The sequence below is a fragment of the Gynuella sp. genome, from assembly GCF_050297175.1.
Taxonomy (GTDB): Bacteria; Pseudomonadota; Gammaproteobacteria; order Pseudomonadales; family Natronospirillaceae; genus Gynuella.
The window spans coordinates 15,400-33,913 of the sequence record NZ_JBNKSF010000016.1; the positions used below are offsets into that span (position 1 = coordinate 15,400).

Genomic DNA, 18,514 nt, shown 5'->3' on the forward strand with positions numbered 1-18,514 from the left:
GTTCAGGCCCTCGCACTCAAAGCCCGCACGGGCGTCATTGCCGCAGCTCTACGAGCCGGAAAATAAACGGCCAGCAACGCCAGCAGCGCTGTGATAACCAGTACTATCCAAATAGATGTTGAAGTTATCACTGGCTGTCCGAGCCAGTCAGGCAGACCCACCGCATTGAGTAGCGAGACGACGGCAAAGGCGACCGCCACCCCTGACAGGGTGCCCAGCATGACCAGAATCATGCCCTCCAGCAGAAACTGTCCGAGGATATTGCCGGATGTTGCACCGATAGCCAGACGCACGCCGATTTCGCGGGTACGTTCAGTGACAGACAAAAACATGATATTGGCCACTCCGAGAGATCCTACTGCCAGCGTCATGGCCCCACTGGCTCCCAGAAACATCTGAATTCCCCGCAACAGAGTCCTGAAAAACCGGGCGCCGCTACTGAGATCCGGCAGATAAATGGCCTCCTGATCGGTCGGATCAAAGTTTTTAACCCTGGCAAAAAAATCCAGCAACTGCTGCCGCAGCAGTACTGCCGGAACTCCGTCTGCAGCTTTGACCACCACAGAATCCGGTGACTGATCCCATAGGTCCTGAAAGGCCGTGACCGGAATCAGCACCTGGGATTCATTATCCCCAAATGACACACCGCCCTCGGTCTTGCGTATTATCCCGACCACCGTGAAGGCAACACTGTTAATCAGCAACGGCTGCCCAACAGACAAATTACCCGTTTGTGCCAATTGCCAGCCAATCACGGCCACTCGTTGATGAAACTGCTGGTCTCTCTGATTGAATGGCCGACCGCCACGCTCCAGGCGAATCTGATTCAAATCCAGATAGTCATTGTCCGCACCGGTGACGTATCCCTGCAACCGCCGGCCGCCGCCGCTACTCAAGGAAACATTACGCTGGCTATAGGCGACGGACAGACTGGCCACGGCCGGATGTTGGCGCAGTGTTTGCCAGTCCACACCGGTAAAGCTAATAACCCGCCGGGCCGGCAAGCCCTGCCAGGGCTTACTGGTCCAGCCCGGATAGGCCGTCTGGCTGCTATCGATCAGCAGCTCGAACGAACGCGTGTTCACTCGGTAAAAACCTTCTCCCAACGCGACCAGAATCAACACAGAAACAATGCCCAGAATGATGGCGACCAACGCCAGCAGACTACGTAAACGATGAGCATATAACGTTACCAGAGTCTGATGGATCAGATTCATCACGGCACAAACACCCGGGCAATCTCGCCGATGCTCTGGTCATTCAGCATCCCGGCAGCCTTCATCAGCTCCACCCGCTGCTGCCAGTACTGATACAACCGGCTCTGTAACTCATGCCGACTGGCAAACAGGGCGTTGTGTGCATCAATCAGTTCCGATGCCTCAACCAGACCGGCATCATACACGGCCTGTTTCAGCGACAGCGCCCGCTGTCGCGACTGTACCTGCTGATGAGCAATGCCAATTCGCTGCCACTGTAGCTGTAACTGTTGAAAACGGGTTTGAATATTTTGTTTCAGGGCAATTTCGACCTTGCGCACATCCTGTTCGGCACTGGTGATTTTCAGTTCACTGCTGGCCACACTGATCCGGGTCTTGCCATTCAGGTCAATAGGAATGGACACACCGACGCTGGCACTGAGGGTACCGTCATCGCCATTGTCACTACCACCGTAGGACAGCGAACCCGACACCGTTGGAAAATAACCAGATTGCGCCACACTTCGGCCAGTACGAGCCGCCTGCAACTGCTGTTTTGCAGCAAGCAAATCAGGACTGTGATTCTGAGCCAGTTGCAACCATTCGGTAGTGCTGCTCACTGGCAGCCGGGGAGCTTCTGCCATGTCGATCTGAATGTGACTGACCTGATCCACCGGCCGGTTGATCAGTACCGCCAAAGCCAGCTGCCGTTCGGCAAATGCCGCCTGAGCAGACAACAATCCAGCCTGCTCATCCACATGATTGGCGCGCACATCCTCAACCGTAGTGAGCTGGAGCTTACCTGCCTTATAACGCTGTTCGGTAATGTCCAATAGCCGCTTACCATCATCCAGCTTCTGTTGCGCCAATAGTACATCGTCGGAGGCACTGGCCAGATCGAGATAGGCATTCAGCAGCCGGCCGGCCAAATCGTTATAAGCCACCTGAATATTCAACTGCCCGGTTAACTGATCGGCCTGAGCCTGACTCAGTTGCGCCCATTGGCGACTATCCCAGAGAGTCTGATTGAGTGAAATGCTGTAGCTACTACTGTGGTTCCCCCGGTCATCCCACTGAGATTTGACCCCCGCTTCGAGCCCTGGCCACCAGGAGTGTTCTGCATCTTTAACCTCCAGCTCACTGATCCGGGCCTTAATACCTGCCTGCTTGAACTCGGGATCATTGGCTTTGGCCGCCTGCCAGGCTTCGGGTAGATCCAGTGCCTGTACCAGCCCCGATAAACTGAACAACAGACCGACAACAGCCATTCGCTGACTGGCGGCTATCCTACGGGACATCAACACCTCCCATCTGACTGTTATCCACTACGCTTTCGCCTTCGCTCAAACCTGAAACCACCTCGACCTGAATACCATCAGACAACCCGAGGGTAACGTCACGGGGAGTGGAAGTTATGCCATCGGCACTTGGAATCAGCACCTGCGGTTGATCGCCTGCGAAAGACAGCGTCCGCTCCGGAATCGTCACCACATTATCGGCTTTTTCCAGAGTAATCCGGGCCGTGGCAGAAAAGCCGGAGCGCAAACCAATATCAGCCGGGAAATGAATCTGATCAACTTCAACTTCAAAACCGTTATCAAAACGGCTGTCGGTGGCTGTACCGTTGAGTTTGGCGGACTGGACGGCCACTTTGCTCAATACCCCGGTCACCGTCTGCTCCGGATAAGGCGCCAATGTCAGGGTAACGTCCATACCGGGTTTCAAGCGGGCCGCATCGTGTTCACTGACGGTACCTTTGAAAATCATCGACTGCATATTGGCAATCGTCATCATTTCCGTAGCGGCCTGACTGGAGGCTGTGGAGATAATCGGCTCTCCAACATCGACCTTCAAATCCAGAATAGTGCCATCCACCGGCGCGACGATTGTCGAAGTCAGACGCGAATCCCCCACTGAAGCCTCACCACTTTTGATCAGATCAAGATTCTGCTGTTTCTGCCGTACATCGGCCAGACGGGACTTAACGGTGCTGCGGGCATCCACATATTCGCTATAGTTGGGCGGGATAATTTTTTGATCAACCAGACTCTGGAGATTCGCAAGAGTCTGACGGGCCGATTCCAAACTGGCTTCACTCTGCATCAATGCAGTGCTGGCATCGGTCAGTGCCTGGGGAGTTGGATTTGGAGTGATCTTGATCAGCGCGGTACCAGCAGTTACCTGTTCACCTTCCTGGTGATATATCCGGCCAACAATCCCCTCGATCTGAGACTTGATCGCCACCGAATGTACCGGGACAATCTGACCTACGGCCAGAGCCTGTTTCTCGATGGTTCCCTTGGTTGCTTTTATGACCGGCAGGCTGTGATCAACCTGCTGACCACTTGTTATTTTCCAGTATCCCCCTGCCAATGCTGCAATCACAACTACTGAAGATATCAGCCAAGTTTTTTTCATGTGTTTAAACCAGCCCTAATAATTCGAACAACCTTGATTCAAAGGGCACAAAGCCTAGCACATCATATAACTTCTGATATGTCAGATATCGGTAATAAAATGGAGATATGGATAGCTCCATACACACTATCAATATGGTTGTTATATTTGCCTGCGTAAGTGATCAAAAAGCCGTCATTTTTAGGCTATCAATACACTTCTTTTGCCTGGACTTTGAAATCCATGCAGCCTTAAAGCGCGTTTATCTCTATAAAGTCAGACAAAGCAATGTGTGAGGGCAATGCCTAGGGAACCTCTGAAAAATGGCCTATTTTCGAGCAGGACATTGTCAGAAAGCCATTTGGGATGTGCAAAGTGTTGGTCAGCCATGGCTTACGATGACTGACCGGAAGGTTACAAATCCGAAACCACAGGATTCCGGATTACAGGTCATCGCATCACTTTCTGTCGATGAACTGGTTAATCTTATATTGCATATACAAGGTCTGGAAAAAGAACGTCAAAACACCATTGGCGCGAAAGTCTGGTTGACCATGGCTTTGGGCAATGCGCACTATTTCAGCTCTAAAACCGAATATCCAGATCAGCATAAAAATGAAATATGTAACAGCAGCAAGCAGCTGTACCAAAACGACAAATTGGCTATTCAGCAACAAGGCTCCACCATAGGACAATACCATATTAATGATGTAGGCAACTAACGTAACCCATATCACTGAACTGGAAATACCCTGATCAGAAATGCGGTTGAGAATCTTGGTGCGGGAGAACATCCAGTACATGGAGTAAATACCCAATGTCACAAGCGACAAAAAGAATACTCCCCAGGCACTGAAGCGCCCAAACGCCTGAAGATCTTCACCGGATGCTTGCATTTCGAGGTTGGAAGAGGGGGTTTTATATACGTCAGTCATAAATCAATCCTTTAGATTAAATCTCCGAAAAATCAGTTTTTCAGAAAAACATTAAAAAAATATTATTTGAAGATGTCATATAAAGACGCCTTTTTGCTTAATGGACAATCAGGAATCTCAATATTCGAACACCACGGCCTTATATCACTAAACAACATTATGTTTACTGGCCACATGTGATTACCACAATAACAATCACACTCGATAAAGCCGATGGCAATTCTATAACAATAAAACCGTCAGTGGCTACTGGTTATGTAGAAACTAACACTGATATAAAACACCTGACAACATTATCGAACACTGTCAGGCAATTATTTATAAATCTTCATATCTGCCCAGTGTCATAATTCTGGAAGTCACTGCCCACGGATGAAAATACTTCAGTGGATAACGTGATCAGGATTACAGATCGTGGTTTTACTGTCTGTCGATGAACTGATTGATCTTATATTGCAGATAAAATACCTGGAAAAAGAATGTCAGAATCGCATTGGCATGAAAATCCGACTGACCCTGGCTTCGGGCTATGCGGGAGATTTCAGCCCTTAAACCGAATATCCAAATCAATGCAAAAACAATATAAGAAACGGCAGCAAACAGTCCCACCGCTGCGGCAAACTGGCGACCCAGCAACACTTGGCCGAGAATGGGCGATATAACATAGACGGCACCGGAAACCAGTGCGATCCGGATCACTGAACTGGAAATCCCCTCCCGGGTGATGATGTTCAGTAGCCAGGTACGACTATACATCCAATAAATGGGATAAATGCCTAGTGTCACGATTGTTAAAAAAAGCATATTCCAGACACTTACACGTTTATACACGTTAAGGTCTTCAGTGAAGGCAGGAATATTGAAGCTGGAAGCAGGGGTTTTGTATATATCAGTCATAAATCAATCCTTTAAATGAAATCTCCTAAAATCTGTTTCTCAGAAAAACACTCACAAGAAACATTGTATACATATGTTAAATAAAGGCGCTTTTTTGCCGACCCGGCAATGAGAAGCATCAATATTCAAACAGGCTTACTGGGCAGGACCATGCGAAATTGTGATCGCGATCACACTTGGTTATCACAACAACATTCAACCTTGAAAGCCGGCGCAATTCTATAACAACAAAACCGGTGTTGGCTATGGCTATATGACAACTAAGGAGCCTCCGAAAAACAGGAATAATGTTGATGCAATCTATGAGAAGTTGAGAGAGGATAGAACTGACAAGGCCCTGCACGAAAACAGGAAATGTTTCAGAGGTTCCTCAACACAGAGATGAAACACCGGACAGCATTCTCAAACGCTGTCCGGTGATCATTATTGAAGGCTCATCTCAGCCCGGCGACGTTGATCGATCCTACGGGTCACGTACCAGCTTATCAGGGCTGTCAATGAAACCAGACCGATTATGATGGTCGCCAATGCATTGATCTTGGGAGTCACGCCACGACGCACAGATGAAAACACCTCAATGGGCAGCGTGGTGGCACCAGGGCCGGTCACAAAACTGGCAATCACAACATCGTCCAGCGACAAGGTAAAAGACAACAACCACGCTGACAGAATCGCTGGTGCGATAATCGGCAGGGTAATCAATATAAATGCCCGGACCGGAGTGGCACCGAGATCGAGCGCCGCTTCTTCGAGACTGCGGTCCATTTCCCGCAGACGTGAGCTAATGACGACCGTCGAATAAGCGAGGCAAAATGTACTATGGGCAATCCAGACGGTTACCAGGCCGCGATTCTGAGGCCAGCCGACAATTTGTCCCATGGCAACAAACAGCAGCAGTAACGATAAACCGATGATCACATCAGGCATTACCAATGGCGCGGTAATCATGCCGGAAAACAGGACTCTACTGCGAAAACCACGAATCCGGACCATCACCACCGAGGCAAATAATGCCATGAACACGGCTGCTGTAGACGAATAAAAGGCCACCTCAAGGGAACGCAGCACGGCACTCATCAACTGCCGGTCACGGAACAACTCTCCATACCATTTGACAGACCACCCGCCCCAAACAGTGACCAGCCTGGATTCGTTGAAGGAATACACCACCAGCACCACCATTGGCAGATACAAAAAGGCAATGCCAACCCAGAACATGATATTCACGAAGGTAAAACGCCGCTCAACTGAACTCATCAGCGCTCTCCTTATTCTGATAACGGTGAAACAGCGCTATCGGCGCCAGCAAAATAAGTAACATAATCACCGCCAGTGCTGAGGCTACCGGCCAGTCACGGTTATTAAAAAATTCCTGCCATAAAATTCGTCCGATCATCAGGCTGTCTGCTCCTCCCAATAACTCAGGAATGACAAACTCACCCACTACAGGAATAAATACCAGCATCGAACCAGCCACCACACCGTTTTTGGACAACGGCAATGTGATACGCCAGAAGCTTACCCAGGCTTTCGCCCCCAGGTCGCTGGCTGCTTCCAGCAGGGTATGATCGTGCTTGACCAGGTTGGCATATAACGGCAGCACCATGAACGGCAAATAGGAGTAAACAATGCCGATATAAACAGCAAAGTTGGTGTTCATCATCTGCAATGGCTCTTGGATGATGCCGGTCCACAATAAAAAATTATTGATTAAACCATTACTTTTCAACAACCCCATCCATGCGTAAACCCGGATCAGAAACGAAGTCCAGCTTGGCAGCAATATCAGCAACAACCAGATCGCCTGTGTTCGCGCTGGCGCACGGGCAATGGCATAGGCCATCGGATAACCCAGCAACAGACAGAAAATGGTCGAGAAGAATGCCATTTTGATGGAATTCCAGTATGCAATCAGATACAGCTGATCACTACCCAACCAGATGAAGTTACTGAAACTGATGTGAATACTGAGCGTATCTTCAGCCCATTCAAACATCGAGGTGTAAGGAGGAATGGCAATATCTGCTTCGGAAAAGGCAATCTTCAGCACAAAGATAAAAGGCAGCATGAAGAAAACCAGCAGCCAGAGATAAGGCACACTAATAATCCACCAGCGTCCTCCCGGCAACAGCCGGGAAAGATCGAAGCGTTTCATGACCGCAGCACCACGCAGTTGTCTGAAGACCAATGGATATAAGCCTTGTCATCCCAGGTGGGACGTTCTGCCCAGCGATCAACGTTGGCCAGAAAGCACTGTACGATTTTACCGCTGCCAAGTTTGACGTAATAAACGGTATGCCCTCCGAGATAGGCTATGTCATGGATAACACCTTCAGCCCAGTTGTACTCCTGTTCGGGCTGAGCGGTGGTCAACAGGGTCTTTTCCGGTCGCAGTACCACCAGCATGGTTTTTTCATCAACTCCAGTGGAAACACCATGATCGATATACACCGGTACATTGAGGTCTTCACACTCCAGTGTCATACGGTCTTCAAAGTCTTCAACGATATCGCCTTCAAAAATATTGGCCGAACCGATGAACTCAGCCACCATGCGGCTGGTCGGTGATTCGTAAATATTCATCGGTGTCCCGACCTGGGCAATGTACCCCTCATCCATGATGGCTATACGGTCAGCCATGGTCATGGCCTCTTCCTGATCATGGGTCACCATGACGCAGGTAACACCAACACTCTCAAGAATGTCGACGACTTCGAGCTGCATCTGAGTACGCAGTTTTTTGTCCAAAGCCCCCATGGGTTCGTCCAATAGCAACAGCTTGGGCTGTTTGGCAAGACTGCGGGCCAGTGCCACCCGTTGCCGTTGGCCCCCCGAGAGTTGATGCGGCTTGCGACGGGCGTACTTTTCCATGTGCACCAGCTTCAGCATTCGCTGTACCCGATCATGTATTTCGCCCTGCGGCAAACGCTCCTGTTTCAAACCAAAAGCCAGATTCTGCTCCACACTCATATGCGGAAACAGCGCATAAGATTGAAACATCATGTTGATAGTTCGCTCGTAGGGAGGGAGATCCGTGATGTCCTTACCGGCCAATATGATTCTGCCATCGGTTGGTGTCTCAAATCCGGCCAGCATACGCAGCAGTGTTGATTTACCTGAACCTGATGCTCCCAGCAGCGCAAATATCTCGCCTTTGTGAATGTCCAGCTGGACATTATCAACCGCGAGCGTGTCATCGTAATACTTACTGACACCCTGAATGCTCAACAGAGTTTCAACATTTGAGTTATTCGCCTTGGAATTTTTCCGGGCACCTGCAGCAATCGTCATTCGGACTCCTGTATGAAACCAGGGAGATCAGGTGACCTCCCACTGACACTGACTTGACTACCTACCGGTTCTGACTTTGGTCCAGGAACGGGTGCGGATACGGTCGATCTTTTTTGGCAACGTTTTGAAGGTAAACAGCTTGGTACCGGCAACCGGGAAAATGCCGGGATCGGCCAGAATTTCGGGTTCGATAAACTCACGCGCGGCCATGTTGGGACTGCCGTACATGACATAGTTAGTAATATCGGCCGAAACTTTGGGTTGAAGAATGTAGTTAATAAACTCGTGAGCCTCTTCAACATGCTGGGCATCTTTCGGAATCAGCATCATATCCGACCATACGGCCGCACCTTCTTTCGGAATGTAATAACCGATTTCAACACCGTTATCAGCTTCTTCGGCCCGGGACTTGGCCTGGAAGATGTCACCTGACCAACCGATGGCCACGCAGATATCACCATTGGCCAGATCCGAAATATATCGGGAGCTATGAAAATAGGTAATGGAGTCACGCAGGCTCATCAACAGTTCGGTGGCCTTATCGTAATCCTTAGGGTTCTCGCTGTTGGGGTCCAGCCCCAGATACTGCAGTGTCGCCGGATATAACTCACTCTCGGCATCCAAAAATGCCACCCCACAGCTACTGAGTTTTTTCAGGTTCTCAGGCTTGAACACAAGGTCCCAGCTGCCGATCACCGCGTCAGCCTGATCGCCTAATGCTGCTTTGACTTTGGCTACGTTATAACCAATACCACTGGTACCCCATTGATAGGGAACACCATACTCGTTGCCCGGATCATAATTCTGCAGCGTGGCCAGCAGTTCGGTATCCAGATTCTTCCAGTTGGTCAGTTTGGATTTATCGAGCTTCTGATAAGCACCTGCCTTAATCTGACGGGCCATAAAGTCGGTGGACGGCACCACGATATCGTAGCCGGTATTGCCGGAGAGCACCTTGGCTTCGACCACTTCATTGGAATCGAACGTGTCATAGACCACCTTGATACCGGTAGCGGCTTCAAAATTGTCCTTGGTGTCTTCAGCAATATAGTCAGACCAGTTATAAACCCTTACCACCCGGTCTTCAGCCATGACATGACCAGTGACCAGTGTCGCCATCGCTGTGGCAATCAGAGTTTTGCGGATGTTTTTCATAAACGTTTTTGTCTCCTAACAGATGGCATTTGTTTTGTTCTTAACTTTCAGATTCCAGGGCGGTTTGAGTGGCATCCAATGCCTGTCTAGCCCTCTCTACAAGGATGTTGATTTCATCCCGGGTTATGGTCAACGGCGGAGATATCAGCATGGTATCGCCGGTTGCCCGTAAAATGAGGCCTTGCTGCAACGCCAGATCACGACACAATGCCCCCACACGACCATTGCCGTCATAACGCCGGCGGCTGCGTTTGTCCGCCACCAGCTCTATCGCCCCCAGCATGCCGACTCCGCGCACTTGTCCCACCAAGGAATGGTCTGCCAATGTCTGCAACTGCGCTTGCAAATAAGGGGCCGTTTGCGATCGAACCTGATCGATGATCCGTTCCTCTTTTAAGATCCTCAGGTTTTCCAACGCCACCGCAGCACATACGGGATGGCCGGAATAGGTGAACCCATGACTGAACTCCTCGCCAGCCTGCTTGAGAGTCTCGGCAATATGATCGGCCACCATGACTCCGCCGATGGGCAGGTAGCCGGAAGACAGGCCTTTGGCAATCGGCATCAGATCTGCGCGAATATTGAAATAATCGCAGCCAAACCATTCTCCAGTACGTCCAAACCCACAGATCACTTCGTCGGCTACCAGTAACACGTCATACTTCTGAACAATGCGCTGGATTTCCGGCCAATAAGTGGAGGGCGGGATAATAATGCCTCCCGCGCCCTGGATAGGCTCTGCAATAAACGCAGCCACGTTATCAGCGCCCAATTCAAGAATCTTCTCTTCCAACGCCCTGGCGGCCAACAGACCAAACTCGTCCTCACTCAGATCCCCGCCTTCGTCATACCAGTAAGGCTGCCGGATATGCTCCACCCCCGATACCGGCAGTCCACCTTGGCGATGCATGGGCTTCATGCCGCCCAAACTCGCTCCCGCCACAGTGGAACCGTGATAACCGTTATGTCGGCCGATAATCACTTTCTTATCGGGATGACCTTTTAGTGCCCAGAAATAACGTACCATCCGGAATACCGTGTCATTGGCCTCACTGCCGGAGTTGGTAAAGAAAACATGGTTGATGTGCGCCGGTGCAAGTTCCGCCAGAGTCTGTGCCAGGCGGGCAGCCGGCACATTGGAGGATTTGAAAAACAGGTTGTAGTAAGGCAGTTCATTCATCTGCCGGGCAGCCGCTTCGGCCAGTTCCGAACGTCCATAACCGAGGTTCACACACCACAGTCCGGCAAATGCATCCAGGTATTTCCGGCCTTCGGCATCCCAGATATAGACGCCATCAGCGCGGGTCACCATTCTGGCCCCTTCACGAGCCAGGGCACCGTTGTCCACAAATGGATGCAGATGATGAGCAGCATCCAATGCCTGCCAGGCGGCATTTTGTTCAACCATGTTTTTCACCTTTGTAACAGTTGTCAGACGGTAGTCAGTAGATATTCCCGCTCCCAGGAACTGATCACCCGTTTAAATCCCTCATTTTCGGCCCAGCGGGTAGCGATGAAACCATCCACGAAGTTGGCACCAAGAACATCACGGATCTCTTCAGCTTCTGACATTGCAAACAATGCCGCTTCGAGATTGAACGGCAGATCCGGGTCTGCCTCATCGCCCAACCGGCCGGACACAGGTGGCCTTGGTTTGAGATCTCTGATCATGCCGATATAGCCGGCAGCCAGATTGGCGGCCATGGTGAGATAGGGGTTGGTATCTGCACCGGCCAGCCGGTTTTCCACCCGCCTTGCCTGTGGTGATGAATTTGGAACCCGTAACCCGACGGTCCGGTTTTCCTCACCCCATTCAATATTGACCGGCGCATTACCGTCTGCTCCCGGCAAATAACGGCGATAGCTGTTCACGTTCGGTGCAAACATCGGCATGATCTGCGGAATCACCGCCTGCAAACCACCAATGTAATTTAAAAACAGTGACGAGGCGGTGCCATCCGGTTGGGAAAACAGATTTTTCCCAGTTTTCATATCCACCAGTGACTGGTGAACGTGCATCGAACTCCCCGGCTCTCCGGTAATCGGCTTGGCCATAAATGTGGCACTAATATTGTGCTTCAGTGCTGCCTCACGAACGGTGCGCTTGAACATGAACACCTGATCAGCCAGTTTCAGGGCATCTCCATGACGGAAATTGAATTCCATCTGGGCCGTCCCCTCTTCGTGAATCAGGGTATCGATATCCAGTTCCTGGGCTTCGCACCAGTCATATACATCCTCAATGATCGGGTCATATTCGTTAGCAGCGTCAATACTGAATGACTGACGCCCGCTTTCCTGCCGACCAGAACGGCCAATCGGCGGCTCCAGGGGCAAATCCGGATCGGTGCAACGTTTAGTCAGATAAAACTCCACTTCAGGCGCAACAATGGGCTTCCAGCCTCGCTCGGAGTAAAGCTCCAGTATCCGTTTCAATACCGCTCGCGGCGATAGAGATATCATGTTACCAACCACATCGTAACAATCGTGAATGACCACAGCCGTTGGTTCCAATGCCCATGGCACCATAAACACCGCGTCTTCGTCAGGGCGCAAATGCATATCAATGTCTTTCGGATCCAACAGATTGTAATAAGCCTCATCATCCGGGTAGTCTCCGGTTGCTGTCTGCAACAGTACGCTTTCCGGCAACCGGATTCCGCGCTCAGCGAGGAATTTATTCGTGGGCATGATCTTGCCCCGCGCGATACCTGTCTGATCAGGTGTAATACACTCCACTTCAGTGATTTGACGATCTTTAAGCCACTTGCTTAACTTTTCCATGGTTATTCATAGAGAGCTATCACATGAACCATGCTCTGACGGCTCATGCTCGCTTCAATGCCTCAATAATGTTTTGTTTTGCCCAGGATCTGTCACTCGACAGCACAACGATGTGGCAACCACCAACATCGAAATCCCCCCCGGAATACCGCCTGATATTCCGGTCTTTGGACGGCCCCCAGACAATAGCCGCCCCAATCTATTGTTTACATGTATTCACAAAGTCTGCCACTTCATACCAGTACAGCCCATGCCAGCAACCATTTCGAGCTCACACATAAACGATGCACTACTAAAGAACACATGATAAAAAAATGCAACCGGACTGATCTATGAGGTGCTTGCTCTACAATCGCCGGAAATGAATCTCATGGACAGAGAATGGCTGATCGTGGAAGTCTCGCACATTGGCACAGCCTCTTGAGGAACACAATATGGCACCGCCCGGGATCCGGTTTTTTTCATCAGCCCCTGATACATTTTCTGTACACCTTCACAAGCATCGTAAAATCACTGAGAATCACATCTCCGGCTGAGGAAAACATGGGTGATTTAATACCCGGACAGCCAAAATTGGGTTTAATGAGTAAACATAAATGTCCAACGATGAAGTTTCGGCTTTCCTTACAGAGTATCCCGATGTACAGACTATAGAACTTCTGATTACCGACCTGAACGGCGTCGTCAGGGGCAAGAGAATCGAACGCGAATTACTGGAAAAAGTCTTCGCCCAAGGATTTTATCTCCCCGGCTCGGTCATGGCGCTCGATGCCACCGGCACTACGGTTGAAGAGACCGGCCTGGGTATCGAAGCCGGCGATCAGGACCGCGTGTGCTTCCCCATCCCCGGTACCCTTGCCATTGTCCCCTGGCAAGGAAATGACCGCGCCCAGGCATTGGTCAGTATGTTTGACGCAGATGGAGAAGTTCCATTTCTGGCCGATCCCCGTCAGGTGCTGGCTCGGGTGGTTGAGAAATTCAGCGCCCTTAATTACACCCCCTGCGTGGCCGTAGAACTGGAATTCTATCTGGTGGACCGCGAGCGTGATGCCAACGGCTTGTTGCAGCCCCCTATCTCTCCGGTCAGCGGCCGGCGCATGAACTCCAAACAGGTCTACTCCATGGATGACCTGGATGACTACGACTTTTTCATCCGCGAAGTTCTGGATACCGCCCACGCCCAGAACATTCCGGCTGATGCGGTGGTGGCGGAATATGCTCCGGGACAATTTGAGGTCAATCTGCCACACGTTACCGATCCACTGGAAGCAGCCGATCACGCAGTGTTATTGCGCCGGGTCATTCGTCAGGTGGCACGCAAACACGATATGGAAGCCACATTTATGGCCAAACCCTATATCGATGAGTCGGGCAGCGGCACCCACGTCCATGTCAGTCTGCTGAACGACGCTGGCGAGAATATTTTTGCAGCCGAGGATCCATTGCTGCATCCACCATTGCGATATGCCGTCGGTGGCTTACTGCAGATGGCCGATTCGGTACAGGCGCTGCTTTGCCCCAACATCAACAGCTATCGCAGACTGGCACCGGGAGCTTATGCTCCGACCAGCTACACCTGGGGTTATGACAATCGTACTGCCTCGATCCGTATTCCCTCTGGGGAGATCGAAGCCACCCGTATCGAGCATCGCATGAGTGGCGCCGATACCAATCCCTATCTGGCCGTTGCGGTAGTGCTGGCGGGAATCGGTGAAGGTCTGATGAAACAGATAGAACCACCGGAACCTATCACCAACAATGCCTACGATCAGGATCATCCTCAATTGGCAGATAATCCACGCGATGCGTTGCGGGCCATGGAGGCCAATGAAGAGATCAGTGCGTGGTTTGGAGAAGAGTTTTTAAGAATTTACAGTATCTGCAAATGGTCGGAAGTCAGTCTGTTTGAACGGCAAGTCACTGAACTCGAATACAGTTTGTTACTGCCCTACCTTTAAGCTGATTTTGCACCAAAACAAAACACAAAAACTTTGCAACGTTTTGTTTTGGTGCTAAAAAACCACCACTCTGTCACGAACACGCGATACCGACAGTACCATGGCAATTTTCCTTACCAGAATGCCCGACAATCAGGCATTTTCACTTAAAACGCCCCAAAAAATACAAACCAACCAGATAATCCTTCCTGAATGGTACGATTCATGCTCGTGCGACGCCCTGATTTGTCATTAAAGACCCATATCGAACCTATAGCGCCGAACGAGGCACTTAAAACGAGCGTTTGCTGACCATCTAAACGAACCAAAACAATACATCAGCAAATGGCTATGGCGCTGTATCTCATTGACACTGGTAAGAGGACATTTTGTGGATAGCACAGCAATTAACAATATCAGCGCTGCCATCACCACCCTGAGCCAGAGTACCGATACTCTGTTTCTGTTACTCGGCGCAGCAATGGTGCTGGCCATGCATGCAGGGTTCGCTTTTCTGGAAGTCGGCACCGTGCGTCATAAAAACCAAGTCAATGCACTGGTTAAAATCATCACTGACTTCGGCGTTTCCACCGTGGCCTACTTTTTTATCGGTTATCAGATTGCTTATGGCGAAAACTTTTTTGTGCCGGCCTCCGAGCTGGCGCAAAACCATGGTTATTCCCTGGTGAAGTTTTTCTTTTTGTTAACGTTTGCAGCTGCCATTCCTGCCATTGTTTCAGGTGGAATCGCAGAACGTGCACGGTTCTACCCGGTGTTAATTGCCTCGGCCTTGATCGTGGCACTGGTATATCCATTGTTTGAGGGCATTGTTTGGAACAATAATTTCGGCTTTCAACAATGGTTGATCGATCACTATGGATTTGCGTTTCATGACTTTGCCGGATCCGTTGTCGTCCATGCGGTCGGCGGCTGGATTGCCTTTGGCGCTATCGTCCTGCTGGGTACCCGTAAAGGTCGTTACCGCGATGGCCGGGTGGTGGCGTTTGCACCTTCAAATATTCCTTTTCTGGCTCTTGGTGCGTGGGTATTGGCAGTCGGCTGGTTCGGCTTTAATGTCATGTCAGCGCAAACCATTACCGGTATTTCCGGACTGGTAGCAGTCAACAGCCTGATGGCAATGGTGGGCGGCACACTGACCGCCATGGTGATCGGCCGTAAGGACCCGGGATTCATCCATAACGGGCCTCTGGCTGGGCTGGTGGCTGTATGCGCCGGATCCGATCTGATGCATCCGATTGCAGCGCTATTGGTAGGGGGCATGGCCGGCATTTTGTTTGTATTGGTCTTTACCACAGCACAAAACCGCTTCCCAAAATTTGACGATGTACTGGGTGTCTGGCCATTGCACGGCCTTTGTGGTGCCTGGGGTGGTCTGGCTGCCGGGATTTTTGGTCAGGAAACATTTGGTGGTCTGGGTGGCATCAGTTTTATTGCCCAGTTGTTGGGGACCCTGGCCGGTATTGCCATCGCTCTACTCGGAGGCTTTATCATTTACGGTATGGTGAAAGCTTTCATCGGATTGAGGCTAACTCAAGAAGAAGAATTCAATGGTGCGGATTTGTCCATTCACTATATCAGTGCGAATCCGGAAGAATAATCATACGGTGGTCCAGGGATGGACTGTCAGTATCAATAACGACATCTCCCACACTCTCAAACATCACGGCTCAATAGCCGTCGATTTATCTGTTTCATCAGAAGCCTATTGATGGAATCTTTGAAAAATGGCCTATTTCCGTGCAGGAGGCCGTCCGTTTCGTTCGAAGGCAGCCCTCTCTCTAGTCCTCATTGATACCAGTAAACTCCGGTTTTGCGAGCAGTGCTGACCGGTCTGCATCAAAACTATCCCTCTTTTTTTAAAGCTCCTGATAAGAATCTCTAGACCACATCACAAAAACAGGACGGCTACTCTTAAAGAACCTGCCGACAAAACATACCTCAACGAATCAACGAGTTGATGAGTATTTTATCGGCTTCTCTTGTTATCCCATGACTATATCTTCAGCACATACATATCAGGCCATATATGTTTGGTCGCAGCAAAAGTATCCAGATAAACACTTATGCCGATCGCCTCAACTCCTCAAACACATGTTTGTCAGGTTTAAAACTGATTTACTGGTCACAACAAAAACTTGATGCGTGTCTCTTTTATCTGCGACAACCCGTCATAAAGTTTTGAACACCCTCGCAAATTTCACTAATAAACCCCAAAAAGCAGTTTCATATATTGGGCACACTCACAGATAGGTCTACTATTGCGCCATCGACTCACCGAAGCCCGTTGCAGGTTATTAAAGTAACTATTTCAAAAAATCAAAAGATTCACTTATGCCTGCCAAGCGCACAGAGTTTTAAAATCAACAACCATATTGACGGAGTAAGAAGGAGGCACACCCTGATGATAAGGAAAAAAGCCACTTATCTGCCGCTGTTATTTGCTGTTTCTTCCACATTACTGGTTGCATGTAATGTTCAGTACAGTCACCGCGATGACAACACTAATGGAAATGACAACAACAGTCAGAACAACAACGACAACAATGGTAGTCAGGACGGTAACCAAAATGGACCGGACACGTCCTCCCCTTCACCATTGATTACTACCTGGAAAGTGGATGATGCCAACGGACAAATCACCATCTACACCAAAGGCAATGGTTATCACTACACCGTAGATTGGGGTGATGGTCAACAAGATAGCCAGGTAACCGGTAACACCAGCCACAGCTATGCGAATGCCGGTACTTATAGTGTCGAAATCAGTGGGGACTTTCCACACCCATACTTCTGTGAATTATCCACCAATAAAGCTCAGTTGCGCAGTGTCGAACAATGGGGAAGTCAGAATTGGAAAAGCATGAATAGCGCATTTTCAGGCTGCAGCAACGTTGTCATCAATGCCTCGGATACACCCAACCTGACACAAGTGAAGGATATGAGCCGGATGTTTTATCATGCCGAATCCTTCAATCAGAACATTAATGACTGGAATGTCAGCTCCGTCACCAATATGAACAATCTGTTTGCCAGCGCCAGCGCCTTTAATCAGGACCTCAGCAACTGGGATGTCAGTGCGGTTACCAGCATGAACGGCATGTTTGCAGGTGCCAAAGCATTCAATCAAGAACTGAATGGCTGGGATGTCAGTACCGTGACGGACATGAAGGGAATGTTTTCCGGCGCCAGCAGCTTCAATAGCCACCTCAACAGCTGGATTGTAAGTGCAGTCACCAGCATGGAAGGTATGTTTGCCGGGGCTCGGTCATTTAATCAGGACATCGGCACCTGGGACGTTGGAAAAGTCACCAATATGGGTGCCATGTTTGCCGGTGCCAGTTCGTTTAACCAGAACCTGAGCAGCTGGAATGTAAGCTCAGTCACCAATATGAACGCCATGTTTGCCGGTGCGACGATGTTCAACCAGAAATTAGACTGGACTGTGACAGCCGTCACCGATATGAGCAGCATGTTTGCCGCTGCCGGAGCGTTTAATCAAGATCTCAATGAATGGGACGTCAGTGCAGTGACAACCATGAGCAGCATGTTTGCCGGTGCATACTCTTTTAATCAGACGCTGAAAAAATGGGATGTTGGCACAGTGAAAAAGATGGATGACATGTTTGGCGGCGTTTCTCTATCAACAGCCAACTATGATGCTCTGCTATCCGGCTGGAGCGCACGTTCGCTACAGTCAGACGTCGTATTCAATGCAGGAAACAGCAAATACTCCACCAGTGCACAAAGCGCTCATAATGTTCTGACTGATTCGTATAACTGGAACATTACAGATGGCGGAGTGAACTAGTGAAACAACAATTTTCCTTCTGAAAACGGAAAATTGCCAACAGATGGCAACCTTTCAGATCAAAACTGAATGGTTGCCACGATGCTTCATATA

14 protein-coding genes are annotated in these 18,514 nt (G+C 49.9%); 3 read left to right on the forward strand and 11 right to left on the reverse strand.

The window, feature by feature from the left end:
- Positions 1-2 precede the first annotated feature (2 nt).
- The 11 genes from ACQY6I_RS06075 to ACQY6I_RS06125 all read right to left on the reverse strand — a co-directional run bounded on the left by ACQY6I_RS06075 (position 3) and on the right by ACQY6I_RS06125 (position 12,655).
- Positions 3-1,217: an ABC transporter permease gene (locus tag ACQY6I_RS06075; protein WP_428240617.1), complete on the reverse strand. Its 1,215-nt coding sequence runs from the start codon at positions 1,215-1,217 to the stop codon at positions 3-5.
- Entirely contained in the window at positions 1,217-2,494 is a 1,278-nt protein-coding gene (locus tag ACQY6I_RS06080; RefSeq protein ID WP_428240579.1) for a TolC family protein, read from the reverse strand. Before ACQY6I_RS06080 ends, ACQY6I_RS06075 begins: the two co-directional genes overlap by 1 nt.
- Positions 2,484-3,614 carry an efflux RND transporter periplasmic adaptor subunit gene (locus tag ACQY6I_RS06085; RefSeq protein WP_428240580.1) on the reverse strand — a complete coding sequence of 377 codons (1,131 nt, stop codon included), beginning with the start codon at positions 3,612-3,614 and terminating at the stop codon, positions 2,484-2,486. Before ACQY6I_RS06085 ends, ACQY6I_RS06080 begins: the two co-directional genes overlap by 11 nt.
- Positions 3,615-4,051: 437 nt before the next feature.
- The gene (locus ACQY6I_RS06090) at positions 4,052-4,528 is read right to left on the reverse strand and encodes a DUF4234 domain-containing protein (RefSeq protein ID WP_428240581.1); all 477 of its coding nucleotides are present in this window, start codon (positions 4,526-4,528) and stop codon (positions 4,052-4,054) included.
- Positions 4,529-4,948: 420 nt separating this feature from the next.
- A complete protein-coding gene (locus tag ACQY6I_RS06095) occupies positions 4,949-5,425 on the reverse strand; it encodes a DUF4234 domain-containing protein (protein ID WP_428240582.1) in 477 nt (158 codons plus the stop codon).
- A gap of 423 nt (positions 5,426-5,848) precedes the next feature.
- Positions 5,849-6,682, reverse strand: a complete 834-nt coding sequence (locus ACQY6I_RS06100; RefSeq protein ID WP_428240583.1) for an ABC transporter permease subunit — start codon at positions 6,680-6,682, stop codon at positions 5,849-5,851.
- Positions 6,669-7,580, reverse strand: coding sequence for an ABC transporter permease subunit (locus tag ACQY6I_RS06105; protein WP_428240584.1), 912 nt, complete (start codon positions 7,578-7,580; stop codon positions 6,669-6,671). The genes ACQY6I_RS06100 and ACQY6I_RS06105 overlap by 14 nt, the downstream gene beginning before the upstream one ends.
- Positions 7,577-8,716, reverse strand: a complete 1,140-nt coding sequence (gene potA, locus ACQY6I_RS06110; RefSeq protein ID WP_428240585.1) for a polyamine ABC transporter ATP-binding protein — start codon at positions 8,714-8,716, stop codon at positions 7,577-7,579. The genes ACQY6I_RS06105 and potA overlap by 4 nt, the downstream gene beginning before the upstream one ends.
- Positions 8,717-8,773: 57 nt before the next feature.
- Positions 8,774-9,871 carry an extracellular solute-binding protein gene (locus tag ACQY6I_RS06115; protein ID WP_428240586.1) on the reverse strand — a complete coding sequence of 366 codons (1,098 nt, stop codon included), beginning with the start codon at positions 9,869-9,871 and terminating at the stop codon, positions 8,774-8,776.
- 40 nt (positions 9,872-9,911) lie between these two features.
- Entirely contained in the window at positions 9,912-11,279 is a 1,368-nt protein-coding gene (locus tag ACQY6I_RS06120) for an aspartate aminotransferase family protein (RefSeq protein WP_428240587.1), read from the reverse strand.
- A gap of 23 nt (positions 11,280-11,302) precedes the next feature.
- Positions 11,303-12,655 carry a glutamine synthetase family protein gene (locus tag ACQY6I_RS06125; protein WP_428240588.1) on the reverse strand — a complete coding sequence of 451 codons (1,353 nt, stop codon included), beginning with the start codon at positions 12,653-12,655 and terminating at the stop codon, positions 11,303-11,305.
- A gap of 596 nt (positions 12,656-13,251) precedes the next feature.
- Here ACQY6I_RS06125 and ACQY6I_RS06130 point away from each other — a divergent pair.
- The 3 genes from ACQY6I_RS06130 to ACQY6I_RS06140 all read left to right on the forward strand — a co-directional run bounded on the left by ACQY6I_RS06130 (position 13,252) and on the right by ACQY6I_RS06140 (position 18,421).
- On the forward strand, positions 13,252-14,613 hold the full coding sequence (locus ACQY6I_RS06130) for a glutamine synthetase family protein (RefSeq protein WP_428240589.1): 1,362 nt from the start codon (positions 13,252-13,254) through the stop codon (positions 14,611-14,613).
- Positions 14,614-14,998: 385 nt separating this feature from the next.
- A complete protein-coding gene (locus ACQY6I_RS06135) occupies positions 14,999-16,210 on the forward strand; it encodes an ammonium transporter (protein WP_428240618.1) in 1,212 nt (403 codons plus the stop codon).
- An 804-nt stretch (positions 16,211-17,014) separates the two neighbouring features.
- Positions 17,015-18,421 carry a BspA family leucine-rich repeat surface protein gene (locus ACQY6I_RS06140; RefSeq protein ID WP_428240590.1) on the forward strand — a complete coding sequence of 469 codons (1,407 nt, stop codon included), beginning with the start codon at positions 17,015-17,017 and terminating at the stop codon, positions 18,419-18,421.
- Positions 18,422-18,514 lie beyond the last annotated feature (93 nt).

Coding starts and splice junctions, on each gene's coding strand:
- ACQY6I_RS06090 (WP_428240581.1), bottom strand. CDS start 4,528: ATGACTGACGTATATAAAACCCCCTCTTCCAACCTCGAAATGCAAGCA.
- ACQY6I_RS06085 (WP_428240580.1), bottom strand. CDS start 3,614: ATGAAAAAAACTTGGCTGATATCTTCAGTAGTTGTGATTGCAGCATTG.
- ACQY6I_RS06100 (WP_428240583.1), bottom strand. CDS start 6,682: ATGAGTTCAGTTGAGCGGCGTTTTACCTTCGTGAATATCATGTTCTGG.
- ACQY6I_RS06095 (WP_428240582.1), bottom strand. CDS start 5,425: ATGACTGATATATACAAAACCCCTGCTTCCAGCTTCAATATTCCTGCC.
- ACQY6I_RS06115 (WP_428240586.1), bottom strand. CDS start 9,871: ATGAAAAACATCCGCAAAACTCTGATTGCCACAGCGATGGCGACACTG.
- ACQY6I_RS06105 (WP_428240584.1), bottom strand. CDS start 7,580: ATGAAACGCTTCGATCTTTCCCGGCTGTTGCCGGGAGGACGCTGGTGG.
- ACQY6I_RS06130 (WP_428240589.1), top strand. CDS start 13,252: ATGTCCAACGATGAAGTTTCGGCTTTCCTTACAGAGTATCCCGATGTA.
- ACQY6I_RS06075 (WP_428240617.1), bottom strand. CDS start 1,217: ATGAATCTGATCCATCAGACTCTGGTAACGTTATATGCTCATCGTTTA.
- ACQY6I_RS06120 (WP_428240587.1), bottom strand. CDS start 11,279: ATGGTTGAACAAAATGCCGCCTGGCAGGCATTGGATGCTGCTCATCAT.
- ACQY6I_RS06080 (WP_428240579.1), bottom strand. CDS start 2,494: ATGTCCCGTAGGATAGCCGCCAGTCAGCGAATGGCTGTTGTCGGTCTG.
- potA (WP_428240585.1), bottom strand. CDS start 8,716: ATGACGATTGCTGCAGGTGCCCGGAAAAATTCCAAGGCGAATAACTCA.
- ACQY6I_RS06140 (WP_428240590.1), top strand. CDS start 17,015: ATGATAAGGAAAAAAGCCACTTATCTGCCGCTGTTATTTGCTGTTTCT.
- ACQY6I_RS06125 (WP_428240588.1), bottom strand. CDS start 12,655: ATGGAAAAGTTAAGCAAGTGGCTTAAAGATCGTCAAATCACTGAAGTG.